Below are 20,428 nucleotides of genomic sequence, written 5' to 3'. Positions count from 1 at the left end.
CACGATGTCTTCAGCTGTTGCTGCTTCCTCCTTTTCGGTCAAGGACTTCCTCAAGAGCTTCATGCTCGCGGAGTTGTTCAAGGGCATGGTCCTGACGGGTCGCTACGCGTTCCGTCGCAAGATCACGGTCCAGTTCCCCGAAGAGAAAACCCCGTTGTCGCCGCGCTTCCGCGGCCTGCACGCGCTGCGCCGTTATGAAAACGGCGAAGAGCGCTGCATCGCCTGCAAGCTGTGCGAGGCCGTCTGCCCGGCGGTGGCCATCACCATCGAGTCCGAAGTGCGCGACGACGGTTCGCGCCGCACCTCGCGCTACGACATCGACCTGACCAAGTGCATCTTCTGCGGTTTCTGCGAAGAGAGCTGCCCGGTCGACTCCATCGTCGAGACGCACATCCTCGAGTACCACGGCGAAAAGCGCGGTGACCTGTACTTCACCAAGGAAATGCTGCTCGCCGTGGGTGACCGCTACGAACCCGAGATCGCGGCCAACAAGGCCGCCGACGCGAAATACCGTTAACGGCAGACGCCCCAAAGAAAAAAAATCCATGGACGTCAAGACTGGCTTCTTCTATCTGTTCTCGTTGGTGCTGCTGTTCGCGGCCTTCCGAGTCATCACCGCGCGCAACCCCGTGCATGCGGTGCTCTACCTGATGCTCGCGTTCTCGCAGGCATCGGCCGTGTGGCTGCTGCTGCAGGCCGAGTTCCTGGCCATCGTGCTGGTGCTGGTCTACCTGGGCGCCGTGATGGTGCTGTTCCTGTTCGTCGTGATGATGCTCGACCTCAACATGGACAGCCTGCGGCAAGGCTTCTGGCGGCACTTCCCGCTGGCGGCGCTGGTCGGCGTGGTGATCGCGCTCGAAATGGCCTATGTGCTGATGGGCGGCTTCCGCGGACAACCGGCGGCCACGCAGGCCGCCATGACGGCCGGCGGCTCCAACACCAAGGCGCTGGGCATCCTGATGTACACCGAGTACGTGTACCCGGTGCAGATCGCCGCGGTGATCCTGGTGGTGGCCATGATCGCCGCCATCGCGCTCACGCTGCGCCAGCGCAAGGACACCAAGTTCATCGACGTGGGCGACCAGGTCCGCGTGAAGTCGCGCGACCGCCTGCAGCTGGTCAAGCTCGACGCGACGCAGCCCGCGCCGCCACCGCCGCCGCCCGCGCCCGAACCGGCCCCGACGGCCGCCGGTGCCGCCCCCGCTCCGGAGAAGAAGGCATGACTCTGACCCTCCCTCATTTCCTGTCGCTCGGTGCGATGCTGTTCGCGATGTCGGTCGTCGGCATCTTCCTGAACCGCAAGAACCTGATCGTGCTGCTGATGTGCATTGAATTGATGCTGCTGGCGGTCAACATGAACTTCGTGGCCTTCTCGCACTACCTGGGCGACATGCACGGCCAGATCTTCGTGTTCTTCATCCTGACGGTGGCCGCGGCCGAGTCGGCCATCGGGCTGGCGCTGCTGGTGCTGCTGTTCCGCAACAAGTCGAGCATCAATGTCGACGAACTCAACTCGCTCAAGGGATAAGAAGACTCGACCATGAGCGCAACCCTCTCTGCATCCACATTGCTGGCCGTTCCGATGGCGCCGCTGGTCGGCGCCGTGCTGGCGGGCCTGTTCGGCACGAAGTTCGGTGGCAACCACATCGGCCGCAAGATCACCCATTCGCTGACCATCCTCGGCGTGCTGGCGGCCTTCATCATTTCCGCGATGACGCTCAAGAGCGTGGTCGTCGACGGCGCGCGCTTCAACGCCACGCTGTACGAATGGATGGTCGTCGGCGGCCTGAAGATGGAAGTCGGCTTCCTGGTCGACGGCCTGACCGCCATGATGATGTGCGTCGTGACCTTCGTGTCGCTGATGGTCCACATCTACACCATCGGCTACATGGAAGAAGACGCAGGCTACAACCGCTTCTTCTCGTACATCTCGCTGTTCACCTTCTCCATGCTGATGCTCGTGATGAGCAACAACATGCTGCAGCTGTTCTTCGGCTGGGAGGCCGTGGGCCTGGTGTCGTACCTGCTGATCGGCTTCTGGTACAACAAGCCGACCGCGATCTTCGCCAACATGAAGGCCTTCCTGGTCAACCGCGTGGGCGACTTCGGCTTCATCCTGGGCATCGGCCTGATCGCGGCCTATGCCAACACGCTGAACTACGGCGAAGTCTTCGCCCAGGCCGACGCGCTGGCCAAGCTGAGCTTCCCGGGCACCGAGTGGATGCTCGTGACCGTGATCTGCATCTGCCTGTTCATCGGCGCGATGGGCAAGAGCGCGCAATTCCCGCTGCACGTCTGGCTGCCGGACTCGATGGAAGGCCCGACCCCCATCTCCGCGCTGATCCACGCCGCGACCATGGTCACGGCCGGCATCTTCATGGTGGCGCGCATGTCGCCGGTGTTCGAACTGAGCGACACGGCCCTGAGCTTCATCCTCGTGATCGGCTCGATCACCGCGCTGTTCATGGGCTTCCTGGGCATCATCCAGAACGACATCAAGCGCGTGGTCGCGTACTCGACGCTCTCGCAGCTCGGCTACATGACGGTCGCGCTGGGCGCCTCGGCCTACTCGGTCGCGGTGTTCCACCTGATGACCCACGCCTTCTTCAAGGCGCTGCTGTTCCTCGGCGCGGGCTCGGTGATCATCGGCATGCACCACAACCAGGACATCCGCTGGATGGGCGGTGTGCGCAAGTACATGCCCATCACCTGGATCACCTCGCTGCTGGGCTCGCTGGCGCTGATCGGCACGCCGCTGTTCTCGGGCTTCTACTCGAAGGACAGCATCATCGAGGCCGTGCATGAAAGCCACCTGTGGGGTGCCGGCTTCGCGAACTTCGCCGTGCTCGCGGGCGTGTTCGTGACCGCCTTCTACTCGTTCCGCATGTACTTCCTGGTGTTCCACGGCAAGGAGCGCTACGACCAGAACCCGGACGCGCACCACGACGACCACCACGCGCACGACGACCATGGCCACGGCCATGACGCCAAGCCGCACGAGTCGCCCTGGGTGGTCTGGCTGCCGCTGGTGCTGCTGGCGATCCCGTCGGTGGTGATCGGCTACTTCACGATCGAGCCGATGCTCTACGGCGACTTCTTCAAGGACGCGATCTTCTTCAATCTCGACAAGCACCATGCGATGCGCGAGATGGCCGAAGCCTTCCACGGCCCGTGGGCCATGGCGGTGCACGGCCTGACGACGATGCCGTTCTGGCTGGCGCTGGCCGGCGTGGTGCTCTCGTACTACATGTACATGGTCAACCCGGCGCTGCCGGCGGCGATCAAGCGTGCCTTCGGCCCGGTCTACCGCCTGCTGGAGAACAAGTACTACCTCGACTGGATCAACGAGAACATCGTGGCGCGCGGCGCCCGTGCACTCGGCACCGCCTTCTGGAAGGGCGGCGACCAGGCCGTCATCGACGGCGCGATCGTCAATGGGTCCTGGAAAGCCATCGGCCGCCTCGCGGGCGTGGTGCGCTGGCTCCAATCCGGCTACATCTACCACTACGCGTTCGCCATGCTGCTGGGCATCTTCGTGCTCATGACGTATTTCGTGTGGTTCAACAAGTAAGCGCTCTCGCTGGAGAAAAAGAAAAATGGGTTTGTTGAGCCTTGCCATCTGGATACCGATCGCGTTCGGTATCCTGCTGTTGGCCTTCGGTCGGGACGATCGCGCGAACCTCGTGCGTTGGACCGCTTTGATCGGTTCCCTGGTGAGCTTCGCCGTCACGGTGCCGCTCTACACGCGCTTCGAGCTCGGCACTGCATCGATGCAGTTCGTCGAGAAGTTCAGCTGGATCCAGCGCTTCAACGTCAACTACCACCTCGGGGTCGACGGCCTGTCGCTCTGGATGGTGCTGCTGACCTCCTTCATCACGGTGATCGTGGTGATCTCGGCCTGGCAGGTGATCACCGAGCGCGTGAACCAGTACATGGGCGCCTTCCTGATCCTCTCGGGCTTCATGATCGGCGTGTTCTCCGCGCTCGACGGCATCCTGTTCTACGTGTTCTTCGAAGCCACGCTGATCCCGATGTACCTGATCATCGGCATCTGGGGCGGCCCGAACAAGATCTACGCAGCCTTCAAGTTCTTCCTGTACACGCTGCTCGGCTCGCTGCTGATGCTGGTCGCACTGATCTACCTGTACAACAAGTCGGGTGGCAGCTTCGACATCGCGACCTGGCACCAGCTGCCGCTGGCCGCGAGCGCGCAGACTTTCCTGTTCTTCGCCTTCTTCGCGGCCTTCGCCGTGAAGGTGCCGATGTTCCCGTTCCACACCTGGCTGCCCGACGTGCACGTCGAGGCGCCCACCGGCGGCTCGGCCGTGCTGGCTGCGATCATGCTGAAGCTGGGTGCCTACGGCTTCCTGCGCTTCTCGATGCCGATCGCGCCCGACGCCTCGCGTGAGTGGGCCTGGCTCATGATCGCGCTGTCGCTGATCGCGGTGATCTACGTCGGCCTGGTCGCGCTGGTGCAGCGCGACATGAAAAAGCTGGTGGCTTACTCGTCGGTCGCCCACATGGGCTTCGTGACGCTGGGCTTCTTCATCTTCAACGACCTCGGCGTCTCGGGCGGCATCGTCCAGATGGTCGCGCACGGCTTCGTGTCGGCCGCGATGTTCCTGGGCATCGGCGTGCTCTACGACCGCGTGCATTCGCGCCAGATCGCCGACTACGGCGGCGTGGTCAACACCATGCCCAAGTTCGCCGCCTTCGCGCTGCTGTTCGCCATGGCCAATTGCGGCCTGCCGGGCACCGCCGGTTTCGTGGGCGAATGGATGGTGATCCTGGGCTCCGTCAAGGCCAACTTCTGGATCGGCCTCGGCGCCGCCACCGCGCTGATCTTCGGTGCCGCGTACACCCTGTGGATGTACAAGCGCGTGTACCTCGGCCCGATCGGCAACGACCACGTCAAGGAACTCAAGGACCTCAACGCCCGCGAATTCCTGATGATGTCGCTGCTGGCGATCGCCGTGCTGTGGATGGGCCTCTATCCCAAGCCTTTCACCGACGTGATGGACGCCTCCGTGGGCAACCTGCTGCAGCACGTCGCCAAGTCGAAGCTGCCCTGAGTCCACGCTGAACAAGAGAACGAGATGATTGACAAACTCAGCTGGATGGCGATTTACCCCGAAGTGGTGCTGCTGGTCATGGCCTGCATCATCGCGCTGGTGGATCTGTCGACCACCGGCGCCCGCCGCACCCGTACCTACATCCTCACGCTGCTGACGCTGGCCGTGGTGGCTTTCCTCACCGGCATGGCCGCCGTCCATGGCCAGACCGTCTACGGCTTCGGCGGCATGGTGGTCAGCGACCCGATGGGCAACTGGCTCAAGTGCTTCGCCAGCCTCGCGCTGATGGTGACGCTGGTCTACGGCCGTCCCTACGCGGCCGACCGCGGCATGCTGCGCGGCGGCGAGATGTTCACGCTGAGCATGTTCTCGCTGCTGGGCATGTTCGTGATGATCTCGGGCAGCAACTTCCTGCTGATCTACCTGGGCCTGGAACTGCTCACGCTGTCGAGCTACGCGCTGGTCGCGCTGCGCCGCGAGAACGCGGTCGCGAGCGAAGCGGCCATGAAGTACTTCGTGCTCGGCGCGATGGCCAGCGGCTTCCTGCTCTACGGCATGTCGATGATGTACGGCGCCACCGGTTCGCTGGACATCAACGAGGTGTTCAAGGCCGTCGCGAGCCGCAAGGTGGACCACCAGGTGCTGGTGTTCGGCCTGGTGTTCATCGTGGCCGGTCTGGCCTTCAAGGTCGGCGCGGCACCGTTCCACATGTGGGTGCCCGACGTCTACCAGGGCGCACCGACCGCGGTCACGCTGCTGATCGGCGCGGCCCCCGAGCTGGCTGCGTTCGCGATCATCATTCGCATGCTGGTCGAAGGCCTGCTGCCGCTCGCGATCGACTGGCAACAGATGCTGGCGGTGCTGGCCGTCGCCTCGCTGGTGGTGGGCAACCTGGCCGCCATCGCGCAGACCAACCTCAAGCGCATGCTGGCCTATTCGACCATTGCGCAGATGGGCTTCATGCTGCTCGGCCTGGTGGCGGGCGTGGTCAACGGCAACACCTACAACGCCCAGTTCGCCTACAGCGCGTCGATGTTCTACGTCATCACCTACGTGCTGACCACGCTGGCCAGCTTCGGCATCATCCTGCTGCTGGCGCGCGAAGGCTTCGAGAGCGAAGAGATCACCGACCTGGCCGGCCTCAACCAGCGCAGCCCGCTGTACGCCGGCGTGATGGCCATCGCGATGTTCTCGCTGGCCGGCCTGCCGCCGCTGGTGGGCTTCTATGCCAAGCTGGCTGTGCTGCAGGCACTGATCGCTTCGGGCCAGGCCATCTACATCGGGCTGGCCGTGTTCGCGGTGATCATGTCGCTGATCGGCGCCTTCTACTACCTGCGCATCGTCAAGGTCATGTACTTCGACGCGCCGGTGACGGCCACCACCGTGTCGGCACCGCGCGACGTGCGCTTCGTGCTGACGCTCAACGGCGCGCTGATCCTGATCCTCGGCATCGTGCCCGGCGGCCTGATGACGCTGTGCGCGCAGGCCATCGTGGCCACGCTGGCGAACTGATCCGACGTGTCGCAAAGCGCCTCGGTCTGGCTGGTGCTGCTGCTCGCACTGGCGGCTGCCAACCTGCCTTTCGTCAATGAGCGGCTGATGGCCCTGGTGCCGGTGGGCGCCGCTGCGAAGAAGTCGCTGGCGGTGCGCCTGGCCGAGCTGGTGCTGCTCTATTTCATCGTCGGTGGCATCGGCCTGCTGTTCGAGCGCCGCGTGGGACAGATCGCCCCGCAAGGCTGGGAGTTCTATGCGGTGACGGCTTCGCTGTTCATCGTGCTGGCGTTTCCGGGCTTCACCTGGCGCTACCTTCTCAAGCACAGGAACTGAGCCATGGATGAATCGCATCTGAGGGAAGAGGGCATCGCCAGCGAGTCGCTGTTCGAGGGCAACTTCCTGCACGCCAAGCGCGACACCGTGCGCCTGCCCGACGGACACACCGCCACGCGCGAGTACGTGATCCATCCCGGCGCGGTCGTGGTGGTGCCGCTGCTCGACGACGGCCGGATCGTGCTGGAGCGCCAGTACCGCTACCCGGTGCGCCAGGTCATGACCGAATTTCCCGCGGGCAAGCTCGATGCCGGCGAAGACCCCCTGGTCTGCGGCCAGCGCGAGCTGCTCGAGGAAACCGGCTACACCGCCCGCGAATGGGCCCGCGCCGGCCTGATGCACCTGGCGGTCGGTTATTCGACCGAGATCATCCACATCTACTTCGCGCGCGGCCTGGTGCTGGGCGAGCGGCAGCTCGACCAGGGCGAGTTCGTCGACGTGTTCACGGCCACGCCGCAGGAACTGTTCGACGGCTGCCGCGACGGCAGCGTGACCGATGCCAAGACACTGACCTGCGCGATCTGGCTGCAGAACGTCCTGTCCGGCGCATGGACGCTCGATTGGTCCGCAGCGGCAAGTTGAGACTGCGGCCGATAATGCGCGCATGAAGGTTCTCGACCTGCAATGCGCACACGGCCACGGCTTCGAAGGATGGTTCGCGTCCAGCGAAGCCTTCGAGTCGCAACTCGCGGCCGGCCTGGTCGAGTGCCCGATCTGTTCCGACACCGCCATCACCAAGCTGCTGTCGGCACCGCGCCTGAACCTGAGCGGCGCCACTGCGCCGGCCCCGGCGACCCCGGCCGTCGATTCCCCCGAAGCCCGCTGGATGCGCGCGATGCGCGAGGTGATGGCCAAGACAGAGGACGTCGGCGAGCGCTTTGCCGACGAGGCCCGCAAGATGCACTACGGCGAGACCGAGGAACGCGGCATCCGCGGCCAGGCCTCGCCCGAGCAGGCCGAGGCGTTGCGCGAGGAGGGCATCCCCTTCGTGGCGCTGCCGGTGCCTGCGGCGCTCAAGGAAAACACGCACTGAGCGTCGGAGGTGTGCGCAGCGTCGCCGTTTCGTGCGCGCGGCCTGCATCGCCTTGACATCGGCCGTCGCGCAGGCCGGGGGGCCGGAGGCGCAAACGTAAGCGCCTTCTCCCAGATTTCTCCGCAGTCGCTCCCGATCATGCGGGCATGTCCCTTCTCCATTCCCGCCTGACGCGCGCCGTCGCCGTCATGGCTTGCACCTGGGCGTGCTCCGCCGCCCAGGCCGTCGAACCTTTTGCGGTGCGCGACATCCGCATCGAAGGGCTGCAGCGTGTCGAGCCCGGCACCGTGTTCGCCACCATGCCGCTGCATGTGGGCGACACCTACAGCGACGAACGCGGCTCGGCCACGATCCGTGCGCTGTTCGAACTGGGCCTTTTCAAGGACGTGCGCCTCGACGTCAGCGGCAACGTGCTGGTGGTGATCGTGGAGGAGCGGCCGACCGTGGCCGACGTCGACTTCGTCGGCACCAAGGAATTCGACAAGGCGGCGCTGCAGAAGGCGCTGCGTGAGGTGGGTCTGGCCGACGGCCGCCCCTACGACAAGGCCCTGACCGACCGCGCCGAGCAGGAGCTCAAGCGCCAGTACGTGAGCCGCAGCCTCTACAACGCCGAGGTCGTGACCACCGTCACGCCGATCGAGCGCAACCGCGTGAACCTGACCTTCACCGTGACCGAGGGCGAACCCGCGCGCATCCGCGAAGTGCGCGTGGTCGGCAACAAGGCCTTCAGCGAATCGACGCTGCTGAGCCTGTTCGACCAGGACAGCGGCGGCTACCTGAGCTGGTACACCAAGTCCAACCAGTACTCGCGCGCCAAGCTCAACGCCGACCTCGAGACGCTGCGCTCCTACTACCTCACGCGCGGCTACCTCGAGTTCCGCATCGACTCGACGCAGGTCGCGATCTCGCCCGATCGTTCGGACCTGACCGTGACGGTGAACGTGACCGAAGGCGAGAAGTTCGTGGTGGCCGGCGTCAAGCTCGACGGCAACTACCTGGGCCGCGAAGAGGAGTTCAAGTCGCTGGTGACCATCAAACCGGGCCAGCCGTACAACGGCGAGCAGCTGACGGACACCACCAAGGCCTTCACCGACTACTTCGGCACCTTCGGCTACGCCTTTGCGCGCGTCGAGGCGCAGCCGGAGATCGACCGCACCAACAACCGCGTGACGCTCACGCTCAAGGCCGAGCCTTCGCGGCGCGTCTATGTGCGTCGTGTGAGCATCGGCGGCAACAACCGCACGCGCGACGAAGTGATCCGCCGCGAGTTCCGCCAGTACGAAGCCTCCTGGTACGACGGCGACAAGATCAAGCTGTCGCGCGACCGCGTCGACCGCCTGGGCTTCTTCACCGACGTGAACGTCGAGACCCAGGAAGTGGCGGGTTCGCCCGACCAGGTCGACCTGACGGTCATCGTCGCGGAAAAGCCGACCGGTTCGCTGCAACTCGGCGCCGGTTTCTCGAGCGCGGAGAAGGTGTCGTTCACCTTCGGCATCTCGCAGGAGAACGTGTTCGGTTCGGGCAACTTCCTGGGCCTGCAGGTCAACACCAGCAAGTACTACCGCACGATCTCGGTGACCGCCACCGACCCGTACTTCACGAGCGACGGCATCTCGCGCACCTTCAGCCTGTTCCATCAGACCACGCGTCCGTACTACACGGTCGACGGCGATTACTCGCTGGTGAGCGAGGGTGGCAACATCAAGTTCGGCGTGCCGTTCAGCGAAGTCGACACCATCTTTTTCGGTGCTGGCCTGGAGCGCTTCAACTTCAAGCCGGGCTCGAACGTGGCCCAGTACACGCCGCAGGCCTACCGCGACTACTTCCAGTGCACCACCAGCGCGGCGAACATCGTCAGCTGCGGGGAAGACACCAAGTGGGGCCTGCCGCTGACCATCGGCTGGGCGCGCGACGACCGCGACAGCGCCTTGGTCCCGACCCGTGGCCGCCTGCAGCGCGCCAACGTGGAGTGGGGCGTGGGCGGCGACCTGAAATACATCAAGTCGAGCTACCAGTACCAGCAGTATTTCCCGCTGAGCAAGCAGTACACGCTGGCGATCAACGGTGAAGTGGGCTACGGCAAGGCCGTGGGCGACAAGGTCTATCCGATCTTCAAGAACTTCTACGCCGGTGGCCTGGGTTCGATCCGCGGCTTCGAGCAGAACTCGCTGGGTCCGCGCGACGGCATCACCGAGGCGGCCCTGGGCGGCACGAAGAAGGCGATCTTCAACGCCGAACTGAGCACGCCGTTCCCCGGCGCGGGCAACGACCGCACGCTGCGCCTCTACGGCTTCTTCGACGCCGGCAACGTCTTCACCGAGCGCACCACGCAGAGCGATCTCCAGTGGGCCTCGCAGAAGCGCTTGCGCGCCTCCGTGGGCCTGGGCATCAGCTGGATTTCGCCGCTGGGCCCGTTGCGCATCGCCTATGCGAAGCCCGTGCGCTCCCAGAAGGAGGACGACCTGTCCGACCCGCTGCATCCGATCTACAAGGATAGAATGCAGACCATCCAATTCCAGATCGGTACCGCTTTTTGATGAACCATTCGTACCGCACAGCCGGCGCCTTGCTGCTCCCGCTGATGGCCCTGTTTGCCGCACCTGCGCAAGCGCAGGTACAGGAAGGCTTTCGCATCGGTTTCGTGAACCCGGACCGCGTGCTGCGCGAAGCGCAGCCTGCCAAGGCCGCGCAAGCCAAGCTCGAAGCCGAGTTCCTCAAGCGCGAACGTGATCTGGGCGCACAGGGCGAAGCCCTGAAGGCCGCTTCGGAGAAGTTCGAACGCGAGGCGCCGACGCTGTCGGAGAGCCAGCGCGCCACGCGCCAGCGGGCCCTGGTCGACCAGGACCGTGAATTCCAGCGCAAGCGCCGCGAATTCCAGGAAGATCTGAACGCTCGCAAGAACGAAGAGCTCCAGCAGGTCTACGACCGCGCGAACCGTGTGGTCAAGCAGGTCGCAGAGGCGGAGAAGTACGACGCCATCCTGCAGGAAGCCATCTACATCAACCCCAAGCACGACATCACCGAGAAGGTGATCAAGGCGCTGAACGCTGCTGCTGCCGCCGCGCCTGCGGGCGCGAAGTAGGCCGCACCGCGCGTGGTGTTGCGGCTCGGAGCCATTGTCGATGCCCTCGGAGGAGAACTCCAGGGTGATCCCGAGCTGGCCATCGAGCGCCTTGCGCCGCTGCAGAGCGCCGTGCCCGACGCGCTGAGTTTCCTGAGCCACCCCAAGTACCGCAAGGAACTGGCGGCTTCGCAGGCCGGCTGCGTCATCGTGTCGCCGGCCATGCGCGACGCGGCTGCGGCGCGCGGCGCCTTCATCGTCTCGGACGATCCCTACCTGTACTTTGCACGGCTGACCCAGCTCTGGAAGCGCTCGCATGCCCCGGCGGATGTGGCGCGCATCCATCCCAGCGCGGTCATCGATCCGCTGGCCGAGGTGGATCCGAGTGCGCAGATCGGTGCCTTGTGCGTGATCGAACGCGGTGCCCGCATCGGCGCCGACACGGTGCTCAAGTCACGCGTGACGGTGAGCGAGGGTTGCCACATCGGTGCGCGCTGCCTGCTGCATCCCGGCGTGGTGATCGGCGCCGACGGCTTCGGTTTCGCCCCGCACCAGGGGGCCTGGGTCAAGATCGAGCAGCTGGGCGCCGTGCGCATCGGCGACGACGTGGAGATCGGGGCCAACACCTGCATCGACCGAGGTGCGCTGGAAGACACGGTCATCGAAGATGGCGTGAAGCTCGACAACCTGATCCAGATCGGCCACAACGTGCACATCGGCAAGCACACCGCGATGGCGGGTTGCGTCGGTGTCGCGGGCAGTGCCGTCATCGGTGCGCATTGCACCGTGGGCGGCGGCGCGATCGTGCTGGGACACCTGCGCCTGGCCGACGGCGTGAACATCTCGGCCGCGTCGCTGGTGACGCGTTCCATCCTCAAGCCGGGGCATTACACGGGCGTGTTTCCCATCGACGACAATGCCAGCTGGGAAAAGAATGCCGCCACGTTGAAGCAGCTGCACGGCCTGCGGGACCGGCTCAAGGCGCTTGAGAAAAAAGAAATTGAACGATAGAACAAACATGACGACGCTCGACATCCATCAGATTCTCAAGCTCCTGCCGCACCGCTATCCCTTCCTGCTGGTGGACCGCGTGACGGCCATGGAGAAGGGCAAGCGCATCACGGCGCTGAAGAATGTCACGATGAACGAGCCCTTCTTCAACGGCCACTTCCCGCACCGCCCGGTGATGCCGGGTGTGCTGATGCTCGAAGCCATGGCGCAGGCCGCGGCGCTGCTGTCCTTCCACTCGCTGGACATCGTGCCCGACGACAACACGGTCTACTACTTCGCGGCCATCGACGGTGCACGCTTCAAGCGGCCGGTGGAGCCGGGCGACCAGCTGACGCTGGAAGTCGAGATCGATCGCATGAAGGCCGGCATCTCGAAGTTCAAGGGCCGTGCCCTGGTGGGCAGCGAGCTGGCCTGCGAGGCCACGCTCATGTGCGCGATGCGCCAGATCAACTGAAATTCTCGCGGGCAATGACGCAGGTTCATCCGACGGCCATCGTCGATCCGAAGGCCGAAATCGATTCCTCGGTGTCGATCGGGCCTTACACGGTGATCGGTCCGCACGTGCGCATCGGTGCCGGTTCGAGCGTCGGTCCGCATTGCGTGATCGAAGGGCACACGACCATCGGGCGCGACAACCGGATCTTCCAGTTCGCGTCGCTCGGTGCGGTGCCGCAGGACAAGAAATACGACGGCGAGCCGACCGAACTGGTGATCGGCGACCGCAACACGATCCGCGAGTTCTGCACCTTCAACCTGGGCACGGCCCAGGATGTGGGCGTGACGCGCATCGGCGACGACAACTGGATCATGGCCTACGTGCACATCGCGCACGACTGCCAGCTCGGCAACCAGATCACCATGGCCAACAATGCCACGCTGGCGGGCCATGTGGTGATCGGCGACTGGGCCACGGTGGGCGGGCTCACCGGCATCCTGCAGCGCATGCGCATCGGCGCGCACGCCATGCTCGGCTTTGCCAGCCACATCGGAAAGGATGTCCCCCCGTTCATGGTGGTGGACGGAAATCCGCTCGCGGTGCGTGGCGTGAACCTGGTGGGTCTGCGCCGGCGGGACTTCTCGGCCGAACGCATCACCGCGATCCGCGAGATGCACAAGCTGATCTATCGACAAGGCAAAACGCTGGACGAGGCGCGCATTGCGCTCTCCGAGCTGGCGATCCAGGTGCCTGGAGCCGCGGCCGACGTGGCGCTGATGGATGGCTTCCTCGGCAGCTCCGTCAGCGGCATCGCCCGCTGATTCGCGCATGAGCGCAGAGCAAACAGCGACGCGACGCTTCGCGATGGTCGCCGGCGAGCCTTCGGGCGATCTGCTGGCCGGCCTGCTCATGGACGGTCTCCAGGCCCGTTGGCCCGAGGTCGAGATCGTCGGCATCGGCGGTCCGCAGATGCTGGCGCGCGGCTTCCAGAGCTGGTGGCCGCAGGAAAAGCTGGCGGTCCGCGGCTACATCGAGGTGCTGCGTCACTACGCCGAGATCGCCGGCATCCGTCGCCAGCTCAAGGCGCGCCTGCTGCGCGAGTGGCCGGGGCTGTTCATCGGCATCGATGCGCCGGATTTCAATCTCGACCTCGAGGCCGGGCTGCGCGGGCGCGGCATCAAGACCGTGCATTTCGTCTGCCCCTCGATCTGGGCCTGGCGGCCCGACCGCATCGAGAAGATCCGTGCGGCGGCCGACCATGTGCTGTGCATCTTCCCCTTCGAGCCGGCCCTGCTGGCGGAGCAGGGCGTGGCCGCCAGCTACGTCGGCCATCCGCTGGCCAACGTGATCCCGATGCAGCCCGATCGGGCCGCCGCGCGTGCGGCCCTGGGTCTGGACCCCGCGGCGCCGGTCGTGGCCTTGCTGCCCGGCAGTCGCCGCTCCGAGGTGCGCTACCTGGCGTCGCGCTTCTTCGCGGCCGCCGCGCTGATGGCGAAGTCGAGGCCCGAGATCCAGTTCATCTGCCCGGCGATTCCCGGCCTGCGCGCCGAGGTCGAGGCGGCGATCAAGGCCTGCGGCATGGAGGGCAGGGTGAGCCTGCTCAATGGCCAGTCGCATGCCGCGCTGGCCGCCTGCGACGCGACCCTGATCGCCAGCGGCACCGCCACGCTCGAGGCCGCGCTGTTCAAGCGCCCGATGGTGATCGCCTACAACATGAACCGGGTCTCCTGGCACCTCATGCATCGCCAGCAGCTGCAGCCCTGGGTGGGCCTGCCGAACATCCTGTGCGGCGAATTCGTCGTGCCCGAGCTGCTGCAGGATGCGGCCACGCCCGAGGCGCTGGCCGCCGCCACCTTGCGCTGGCTGGAAGACCCCGCCAAAGTCGAGGCCCTGCAACAACGTTTCACCGCGCTGCACGCCGATTTGCTGCGCGACACTCCGACACTCTGCGCCGATGCGATCGAGAAAGTTCTTGAAGGCTGAACAGGCCGCCCTGGTCTGGGATGCGCCCGGCCTGATGGCCGGCGTGGACGAGGCCGGCCGCGGCCCGCTGGCCGGCCCGGTGGTGGCTGCGGCCGTCATCCTCGACGATCGCCGCCCGATCCCCGGCCTGGCCGACTCCAAGACGCTGACGGCGCTGCAGCGCGAGCGCCTCTGCGAGCAGATCCTGGCCCGGGCGCTGTGCTGCTCGGTGGCGCAGGCCAGCGTCGAGGAGATCGACACCTATAACATCCTGCAGGCCACGATGCTGGCGATGCGCCGCGCGGTCGAGGGCCTGCGCCTGAAGCCGGTCAAGGTGCTGGTCGACGGCAACCGGCTGCCCACGCTCGACGTGCTGGCCGAAGCCATCGTCAAGGGCGACTCGCGGGTCAAGGCCATCTCCGCCGCCTCGATCCTGGCCAAGGTGCACCGCGACCGGCTGTGCCGGGAGCTCGACCTCGAATACCCGCATTACGGTTTCGCAGGCCACAAGGGCTACGGCACGCGGGCCCATCTCGACGCCTTGCAGCTTCACGGCGCCTGCGTGCATCACCGACGTTCCTTCGCGCCCGTGGCGGCGGCATTCGAGCGGATGGCGATGCAGCAGGCGGCGATCGGCGTGCAGCCAGAACGGATCGACGCATGAGCAACGCGGCACCCGAGCACATCACCTCGCGCGACAACGCGCTGCTCAAGGAGTTGCGCAAGCTCGCGCAGGATCCCGGCGCCTACCGCAAGCTGGGCCGCATCTGGCTGGAGGGCGACCACCTCTGCCGTGCGGCGCGCCAGCGCGGTGTGCGGCCGGCGATTGCGGTGTTTTCCGAATCCTTCTGGCCGCAGGCGCAGTTCGAATGGACCGACGCCGCCGATCGCACCCTGATCGTGGCCGATGCGCTGCTGGCCGGCGTGAGCGGCCTCGAGTCGCCCGCGCCCATGGGTTTCGTGATGCACCTGCCGATGCGCCCCGAACTCGTGGCCGATGCGCCGACCGTGGTGCTCGACCGCCTGCAGGATGCCGGCAACGTCGGCTCGGTGCTGCGCAGCGCGGCCGCCTTCGGCTTCAGCCAGATCGTGGCGCTCAAGGGAACCGCCGCGCTGTGGGCGCCCAAGGTGCTGCGCGCCGGTATGGGTGCGCACTTTGGCCTGCGGCTGATCGAAGGCGTAGAGGCCGAACTGCTCGACGGATTGACGGTGCCGCTGGTGGCGACGAGTTCGCATCACGGCGACTGGTTGCACCAGGCGCAACTGCCGCATCCCTGTGCCTGGTTGCTCGGGCACGAGGGCCAGGGCGTCTCGGCGGCGCTGGAGGCGCGGGCCTCGCACCGCATCCGGATCGCCCAGCCGGGTGGCGAGGAGTCGCTGAATGTGGCGGCCGCGGCAGCGATTTGTCTGCATGCCAGCGCGGCTTTGTCCGGATCGTGACAGCGCGCCGGCTATAATCAGCGGCTTTCCCGCTCACACCCCGCCCACAGCGCACACAAGCTTACCCTTCGACGAAAGCCGCAGCCCGCCCCCCGCATCCATGTCATTGCATGCTGGGCACCTTGGGTTCGCTTTGGGCGTCATCCATCCGGAGAACCCAGTGCTTTTGTCTCTCAAGGGAGCTTTTCCTCCCGCCATCCTGGCGCTCGCAGACGGCACGGTCTTTCTCGGCAATTCGATCGGAGCCACCGGCTCCACAGCCGGCGAAGTGGTGTTCAACACCTCGATGACCGGCTATCAGGAAATCCTGACCGACCCCAGCTACTGCCAGCAGATCGTGACCCTCACGTATCCGCACATCGGCAACTACGGCGTCAACGAGGAAGACATCGAAGCCGACAAGGTCCATGCCGCAGGCCTGATCATCAAGGACCTGCCACTCCTTGCCTCGAATTTCCGCCAGACCGAAACGCTCGACGCCTACCTGGTGCGCAGCAAGACGGTGGCCATCGCCAACATCGACACCCGTAAGCTCACGCGTCATCTGCGCACGCACGGCGCGCAGAACGGCTGCATCGTCGGCCTCGCCGCCGGCGAGACGGTCACGCAGGCGCGCATCGACCAGGCCATCGCCGCCGCCAAGGGCGTGCCCAGCATGGCCGGCCTCGACCTGGCCAAGGTGGTGTCGGTCACGCAGACCTACGAGTGGACCGAGACCGAGTGGAAGCTCGTGAACCTGAACGGCAAGCCGGGGTACGGCGTGCAGATCACGCCCAAGTTCCACGTCGTGGCCTTCGACTACGGCGTCAAGAAGAACATCCTGCGCATGCTGGCCCAGCGCGGCGCGCGCATCACCGTGGTGCCGGCGCAGACGCCCGCGGCCGATGTGCTGAAGCTCCAGCCCGACGGCATCTTCCTGTCCAACGGCCCCGGCGACCCGGAGCCCTGCGACTACGCGATCGACGCCGTCAAGGAACTGATCGAGACCGGCATCCCGACCTTCGGCATCTGCCTGGGTCACCAGATCATGGCGCTGGCCTCGGGTGCGAAGACCTTCAAGATGAAGTTCGGCCACCATGGCGCGAACCATCCGGTCAAGGACCTCGACAACGGCCGCGTGAGTATCACCAGCCAGAACCACGGCTTCGCGGTCGACGAGAAGTCGCTCCCGGCCAACCTGCGTGCCACCCACATCAGCCTGTTCGACAACACGCTGCAAGGCCTGGCGCGCACCGACAAGCCGGCCTTCTGCTTCCAGGGTCACCCCGAAGCCTCGCCCGGCCCGCACGACATCGGCTACCTGTTCGATCGCTTCACGGCATTGATGGAAAAGCACAAAGCAGGAAACAAGAATGCCTAAGCGCACAGATCTCAAGAGCATCCTCATCATCGGCGCCGGCCCGATCATCATCGGCCAGGCCTGCGAGTTCGACTACTCGGGCGTGCAAGCCTGCAAGGCGCTGCGCGAGGAGGGCTACAAGGTCATCCTGATCAACAGCAATCCCGCGACGATCATGACCGACCCGGCCACGGCCGACGTCACCTACATCGAGCCCATCACCTGGCAGACGGTCGAGAAGATCATCGCCAAGGAACGGCCCGACGCGATCCTGCCGACCATGGGTGGCCAGACCGCGCTCAACTGCGCGCTCGACCTGTGGCGCAACGGCGTGCTCGACAAGTACAAGGTCGAGCTGATCGGCGCCAAGCCGGAAGCCATCGACAAGGCCGAGGACCGGCTGAAGTTCAAGGACGCGATGACCAAGATCGGACTGGGCTCGGCCCGCTCCGGCATCGCGCACTCGATGGACGAGGCCTGGACCGTGCAGAAGACGCTGGGCTTCCCGACCGTGATCCGCCCGAGCTTCACGCTCGGCGGCACCGGCGGCGGCATCGCCTACAACCCCGATGAATTCGAGACCATCTGCAAGCGCGGCCTGGAGGCCTCGCCGACCAACGAACTGCTGATCGAAGAGTCGCTGCTGGGCTGGAAAGAGTACGAGATGGAAGTGGTGCGCGACACCGCCGACAACTGCATCATCGTCTGCTCGATCGAGAACCTGGACCCGATGGGCGTGCACACCGGCGACTCGATCACCGTGGCGCCCGCGCAGACGCTGTCCGACAAGGAATACCAGATCCTGCGCAACGCCTCGCTGGCCGTGCTGCGCGAGATCGGCGTCGACACCGGCGGCTCGAACGTGCAGTTCTCGATCAACCCGCAGGACGGCCGCATGGTCGTCATCGAGATGAACCCGCGCGTGTCGCGTTCGTCGGCACTGGCCTCCAAGGCCACGGGCTTCCCGATCGCCAAGGTCGCGGCCAAGCTGGCCGTGGGCTACACGCTCGACGAGCTGCGCAACGAGATCACCGGCGGTGCCACGCCCGCGTCCTTCGAGCCCTCGATCGACTACGTGGTCACCAAGATCCCGCGTTTCGCCTTCGAGAAATTCCCGCAGGCCGACTCGCGCCTGACGACGCAGATGAAGTCGGTGGGCGAGGTGATGGCCATGGGCCGGACCTTCCAGGAATCCTTCCAGAAGGCCCTGCGCGGTCTCGAAGTGGGCGTCGACGGTCTCAACGAGAAGACGCAGGACCGCGAAGTGCTCGAGAAGGAACTCGGCGAGCCCGGCCCCGAGCGCATCTGGTACGTGGGCGATGCCTTCGCGATGGGCCTGAGCGTGGACGAAGTGTTCGCGCTCACCAAAATCGATCCGTGGTTCCTGGTGCAGATCGAGGAGATCGTGAAGATCGAGCTCGAGCTGGAGACCAAGTCGCTCGACGACATCGACCGCGACACGCTGCTCGCGCTCAAGAAGAAGGGCTTCTCCGACCGCCGCCTGGCGCGCCAGCTGAAGACCACCGACACCGCCATCCGCGAGAAGCGCCGTGCCCTGGGCGTGCGCCCGGTCTACAAGCGCGTCGACACCTGCGCGGCCGAGTTCGCGACCAACACGGCCTACATGTACTCGACCTACGAGGACGAGTGCGAAGCCGAGCCGACGAACAACAAGAAGATCATGGTGCTCGGCGGCGGTCCCAACCGCATCGGCCAGGGCATCGAGTTCGATTACTGCTGCGTGCACGCCGCACTCGCCATGCGCGAGGACGGCTACGAGACCATCATGGTCAACTGCAATCCCGAGACCGTCTCGACCGACTACGACACCTCCGACCGCCTGTACTTCGAGCCGCTGACGCTCGAGGACGTGCTCGAGATCGTCGACAAGGAAAAGCCGGTCGGCGTGATCGTGCAGTACGGCGGCCAGACGCCCCTGAAGCTCGCACTCGACCTCGAAGCCAACGGCGTGCCGATCATCGGCACCTCGCCCGACATGATCGATGCGGCCGAAGACCGCGAGCGCTTCCAGCAGCTGCTGCACACGCTGGGCCTGCGTCAGCCGCCGAACGCGACGGCCCGCGCCGAAGCCGAGGCCCTGGAAAAGGCCGCCGAACTGGGTTACCCGCTGGTGGTGCGCCCGAGCTACGTGCTGGGCGGCCGCGCGATGGAAATCGTGCACGAGCAGCGCGACCTCGAGCGTTACATGCGCGAAGCCGTGAAGGTCAGCAACGACTCGCCGGTGCTGCTGGACCGCTTCCTCAACGACGCGGTGGAATGCGACGTCGACTGCATCCGCGATGCCGAAGGCGGCACGCTGATCGGCGGCGTGATGGAACACATCGAACAGGCCGGCGTGCACTCGGGCGACTCCGCCTGCTCGCTGCCGCCCTACAGCCTGAGCGCCGACACCATCGCAGAACTCAAGCGCCAGAGCGCGGCCATGGCTGCGGCGCTCAACGTGGTCGGCCTGATGAACGTGCAGTTCGCGATCCAGCAGAAGGATGGCAAGGACGTCATCTACGTGCTCGAAGTGAACCCGCGTGCATCGCGCACCGTGCCCTTCGTGAGCAAGGCCACGGGCATCCAGCTGGCCAAGGTGGCGGCACGCTGCATGGCCGGCCAGTCGCTGGCCTCGCAGGGCATCACCAAGGAAGTGACGCCGCCTTACTTCAGCGTGAAGGAAGCGGTGTTCCCCTTCGTCAAGTTCCCGGGCGTGGACACCATCCTCGGCCCCGAGATGAAGTCGACCGGCGAAGTCATGGGTGTGGGCAAGACCTTCGGCGAGGCCTTCGTGAAATCGCAGATCGGTGCCGGCACGCTGCTGCCGAAGTCGGGCAAGGTCTTCATCTCGGTGAAGAACAACGACAAGGAACGCGCCGTCGAGGTGGCGCGCGGCCTGGTCAAGCTGGGCTTCGAGCTGACGGCGACCAAGGGCACGGCTGCTGCAATCGGCGCGGCCGGCATTGCCTGCGCGACCGTCAACAAGGTGACCGAAGGCCGCCCGCACATCGTGGACATGATCAAGAACAACGAGATTGCCTTGGTCATCAACACGGTCGAAGAGCGCCGCAACGCGATCACCGACTCCCGCCAGATCCGCACCTCGGCGCTGCTGGCCCGTGTGACCACCTTCACCACGATCTTCGGTGCCGAAGCCGCGGTCGAAGGCATGCAGCACATGGACGAACTCGGCGTGATCTCGGTGCAGGAGATGCACGCGCAGCTGGCGGCGGCCTGAGGCCAC

19 protein-coding genes are annotated in these 20,428 nt (G+C 65.5%); all 19 read left to right on the top strand.

Translation table 11 applies throughout. The features are described from left to right. The first annotated feature begins 4 nt into the window (after positions 1-4). The 19 genes from nuoI (at position 5) to carB (ending at position 20,422) form a co-directional block, all read left to right on the top strand. Positions 5-517 carry an NADH-quinone oxidoreductase subunit NuoI gene (gene nuoI / locus K0H49_RS23775; RefSeq protein WP_219217865.1) on the top strand — a complete coding sequence of 171 codons (513 nt, stop codon included), beginning with the start codon at positions 5-7 and terminating at the stop codon, positions 515-517. A gap of 28 nt (positions 518-545) precedes the next feature. After that, the gene (locus tag K0H49_RS23770; RefSeq protein WP_219217863.1) at positions 546-1,223 is read left to right on the top strand and encodes an NADH-quinone oxidoreductase subunit J; all 678 of its coding nucleotides are present in this window, start codon (positions 546-548) and stop codon (positions 1,221-1,223) included. Further along, complete coding sequence (gene nuoK / locus K0H49_RS23765) at positions 1,220-1,528, top strand: NADH-quinone oxidoreductase subunit NuoK (RefSeq protein ID WP_219217861.1); 309 nt, start codon at positions 1,220-1,222, stop codon at positions 1,526-1,528. The genes K0H49_RS23770 and nuoK overlap by 4 nt, the downstream gene beginning before the upstream one ends. 12 nt (positions 1,529-1,540) lie before the next feature. Then, positions 1,541-3,571, top strand: coding sequence for an NADH-quinone oxidoreductase subunit L (gene nuoL, locus K0H49_RS23760; protein WP_219217860.1), 2,031 nt, complete (start codon positions 1,541-1,543; stop codon positions 3,569-3,571). A 25-nt stretch (positions 3,572-3,596) separates the two neighbouring features. Next, on the top strand, positions 3,597-5,072 hold the full coding sequence (locus K0H49_RS23755) for an NADH-quinone oxidoreductase subunit M (protein WP_219217858.1): 1,476 nt from the start codon (positions 3,597-3,599) through the stop codon (positions 5,070-5,072). Between the two features lie 24 nt (positions 5,073-5,096). Beyond that, on the top strand, positions 5,097-6,584 hold the full coding sequence (gene nuoN / locus K0H49_RS23750; RefSeq protein ID WP_219217854.1) for an NADH-quinone oxidoreductase subunit NuoN: 1,488 nt from the start codon (positions 5,097-5,099) through the stop codon (positions 6,582-6,584). A gap of 6 nt (positions 6,585-6,590) precedes the next feature. Beyond that, entirely contained in the window at positions 6,591-6,899 is a 309-nt protein-coding gene (locus K0H49_RS23745) for a DUF2818 family protein (RefSeq protein ID WP_219217852.1), read from the top strand. A 3-nt stretch (positions 6,900-6,902) separates the two neighbouring features. Next, on the top strand, positions 6,903-7,481 hold the full coding sequence (locus K0H49_RS23740) for an NUDIX domain-containing protein (RefSeq protein WP_219217851.1): 579 nt from the start codon (positions 6,903-6,905) through the stop codon (positions 7,479-7,481). Positions 7,482-7,503: 22 nt separating this feature from the next. Continuing rightward, positions 7,504-7,932, top strand: a complete 429-nt coding sequence (locus K0H49_RS23735; protein ID WP_219217849.1) for a DUF1178 family protein — start codon at positions 7,504-7,506, stop codon at positions 7,930-7,932. Between the two features lie 146 nt (positions 7,933-8,078). Continuing rightward, complete coding sequence (gene bamA / locus K0H49_RS23730) at positions 8,079-10,469, top strand: outer membrane protein assembly factor BamA (protein ID WP_219217847.1); 2,391 nt, start codon at positions 8,079-8,081, stop codon at positions 10,467-10,469. Next, entirely contained in the window at positions 10,469-11,014 is a 546-nt protein-coding gene (locus K0H49_RS23725; RefSeq protein ID WP_219217838.1) for an OmpH family outer membrane protein, read from the top strand. Before bamA ends, K0H49_RS23725 begins: the two co-directional genes overlap by 1 nt. A 12-nt stretch (positions 11,015-11,026) precedes the next feature. Continuing rightward, positions 11,027-12,004: a UDP-3-O-(3-hydroxymyristoyl)glucosamine N-acyltransferase gene (lpxD, locus tag K0H49_RS23720; RefSeq protein WP_219217836.1), complete on the top strand. Its 978-nt coding sequence runs from the start codon at positions 11,027-11,029 to the stop codon at positions 12,002-12,004. A gap of 7 nt (positions 12,005-12,011) precedes the next feature. Then, positions 12,012-12,458 carry a 3-hydroxyacyl-ACP dehydratase FabZ gene (fabZ, locus tag K0H49_RS23715; RefSeq protein ID WP_219217834.1) on the top strand — a complete coding sequence of 149 codons (447 nt, stop codon included), beginning with the start codon at positions 12,012-12,014 and terminating at the stop codon, positions 12,456-12,458. A gap of 14 nt (positions 12,459-12,472) precedes the next feature. Continuing rightward, entirely contained in the window at positions 12,473-13,261 is a 789-nt protein-coding gene (gene lpxA / locus K0H49_RS23710) for an acyl-ACP--UDP-N-acetylglucosamine O-acyltransferase (protein ID WP_219217832.1), read from the top strand. A gap of 7 nt (positions 13,262-13,268) precedes the next feature. After that, positions 13,269-14,423, top strand: a complete 1,155-nt coding sequence (gene lpxB / locus K0H49_RS23705; protein WP_257625097.1) for a lipid-A-disaccharide synthase — start codon at positions 13,269-13,271, stop codon at positions 14,421-14,423. Further along, entirely contained in the window at positions 14,395-15,066 is a 672-nt protein-coding gene (gene rnhB, locus K0H49_RS23700) for a ribonuclease HII (protein ID WP_219217831.1), read from the top strand. The genes lpxB and rnhB overlap by 29 nt, the downstream gene beginning before the upstream one ends. After that, positions 15,063-15,842: a TrmH family RNA methyltransferase gene (locus tag K0H49_RS23695; protein WP_219217829.1), complete on the top strand. Its 780-nt coding sequence runs from the start codon at positions 15,063-15,065 to the stop codon at positions 15,840-15,842. Before rnhB ends, K0H49_RS23695 begins: the two co-directional genes overlap by 4 nt. A gap of 160 nt (positions 15,843-16,002) precedes the next feature. Beyond that, complete coding sequence (gene carA, locus K0H49_RS23690) at positions 16,003-17,202, top strand: glutamine-hydrolyzing carbamoyl-phosphate synthase small subunit (protein ID WP_219217818.1); 1,200 nt, start codon at positions 16,003-16,005, stop codon at positions 17,200-17,202. Continuing rightward, entirely contained in the window at positions 17,195-20,422 is a 3,228-nt protein-coding gene (gene carB, locus K0H49_RS23685; protein WP_219217816.1) for a carbamoyl-phosphate synthase large subunit, read from the top strand. Before carA ends, carB begins: the two co-directional genes overlap by 8 nt. The last annotated feature ends 6 nt before the right edge of the window (positions 20,423-20,428 follow it).

The sequence above is a fragment of the Variovorax boronicumulans genome (assembly GCF_019352895.1).
Taxonomy (GTDB): domain Bacteria; phylum Pseudomonadota; class Gammaproteobacteria; order Burkholderiales; family Burkholderiaceae_C; genus Variovorax; species Variovorax boronicumulans_A.
This window is presented reverse-complemented; position numbering and strand designations above follow the sequence as displayed.

Excerpts from the sequence above, each read along its gene's own strand:
- fabZ (WP_219217834.1), top strand. The coding sequence starts at position 12,012 with ATGACGACGCTCGACATCCATCAGATTCTCAAGCTCCTGCCGCACCGC.
- K0H49_RS23695 (WP_219217829.1), top strand. The coding sequence starts at position 15,063 with ATGAGCAACGCGGCACCCGAGCACATCACCTCGCGCGACAACGCGCTG.
- K0H49_RS23735 (WP_219217849.1), top strand. The coding sequence starts at position 7,504 with ATGAAGGTTCTCGACCTGCAATGCGCACACGGCCACGGCTTCGAAGGA.
- rnhB (WP_219217831.1), top strand. The coding sequence starts at position 14,395 with ATGCGATCGAGAAAGTTCTTGAAGGCTGAACAGGCCGCCCTGGTCTGG.
- nuoI (WP_219217865.1), top strand. The coding sequence starts at position 5 with ATGTCTTCAGCTGTTGCTGCTTCCTCCTTTTCGGTCAAGGACTTCCTC.
- nuoL (WP_219217860.1), top strand. The coding sequence starts at position 1,541 with ATGAGCGCAACCCTCTCTGCATCCACATTGCTGGCCGTTCCGATGGCG.
- lpxB (WP_257625097.1), top strand. The coding sequence starts at position 13,269 with ATGAGCGCAGAGCAAACAGCGACGCGACGCTTCGCGATGGTCGCCGGC.
- carB (WP_219217816.1), top strand. The coding sequence starts at position 17,195 with ATGCCTAAGCGCACAGATCTCAAGAGCATCCTCATCATCGGCGCCGGC.
- lpxA (WP_219217832.1), top strand. The coding sequence starts at position 12,473 with ATGACGCAGGTTCATCCGACGGCCATCGTCGATCCGAAGGCCGAAATC.
- K0H49_RS23755 (WP_219217858.1), top strand. The coding sequence starts at position 3,597 with ATGGGTTTGTTGAGCCTTGCCATCTGGATACCGATCGCGTTCGGTATC.
- K0H49_RS23740 (WP_219217851.1), top strand. The coding sequence starts at position 6,903 with ATGGATGAATCGCATCTGAGGGAAGAGGGCATCGCCAGCGAGTCGCTG.
- K0H49_RS23770 (WP_219217863.1), top strand. The coding sequence starts at position 546 with ATGGACGTCAAGACTGGCTTCTTCTATCTGTTCTCGTTGGTGCTGCTG.
- nuoN (WP_219217854.1), top strand. The coding sequence starts at position 5,097 with ATGATTGACAAACTCAGCTGGATGGCGATTTACCCCGAAGTGGTGCTG.
- K0H49_RS23725 (WP_219217838.1), top strand. The coding sequence starts at position 10,469 with ATGAACCATTCGTACCGCACAGCCGGCGCCTTGCTGCTCCCGCTGATG.
- bamA (WP_219217847.1), top strand. The coding sequence starts at position 8,079 with ATGTCCCTTCTCCATTCCCGCCTGACGCGCGCCGTCGCCGTCATGGCT.
- nuoK (WP_219217861.1), top strand. The coding sequence starts at position 1,220 with ATGACTCTGACCCTCCCTCATTTCCTGTCGCTCGGTGCGATGCTGTTC.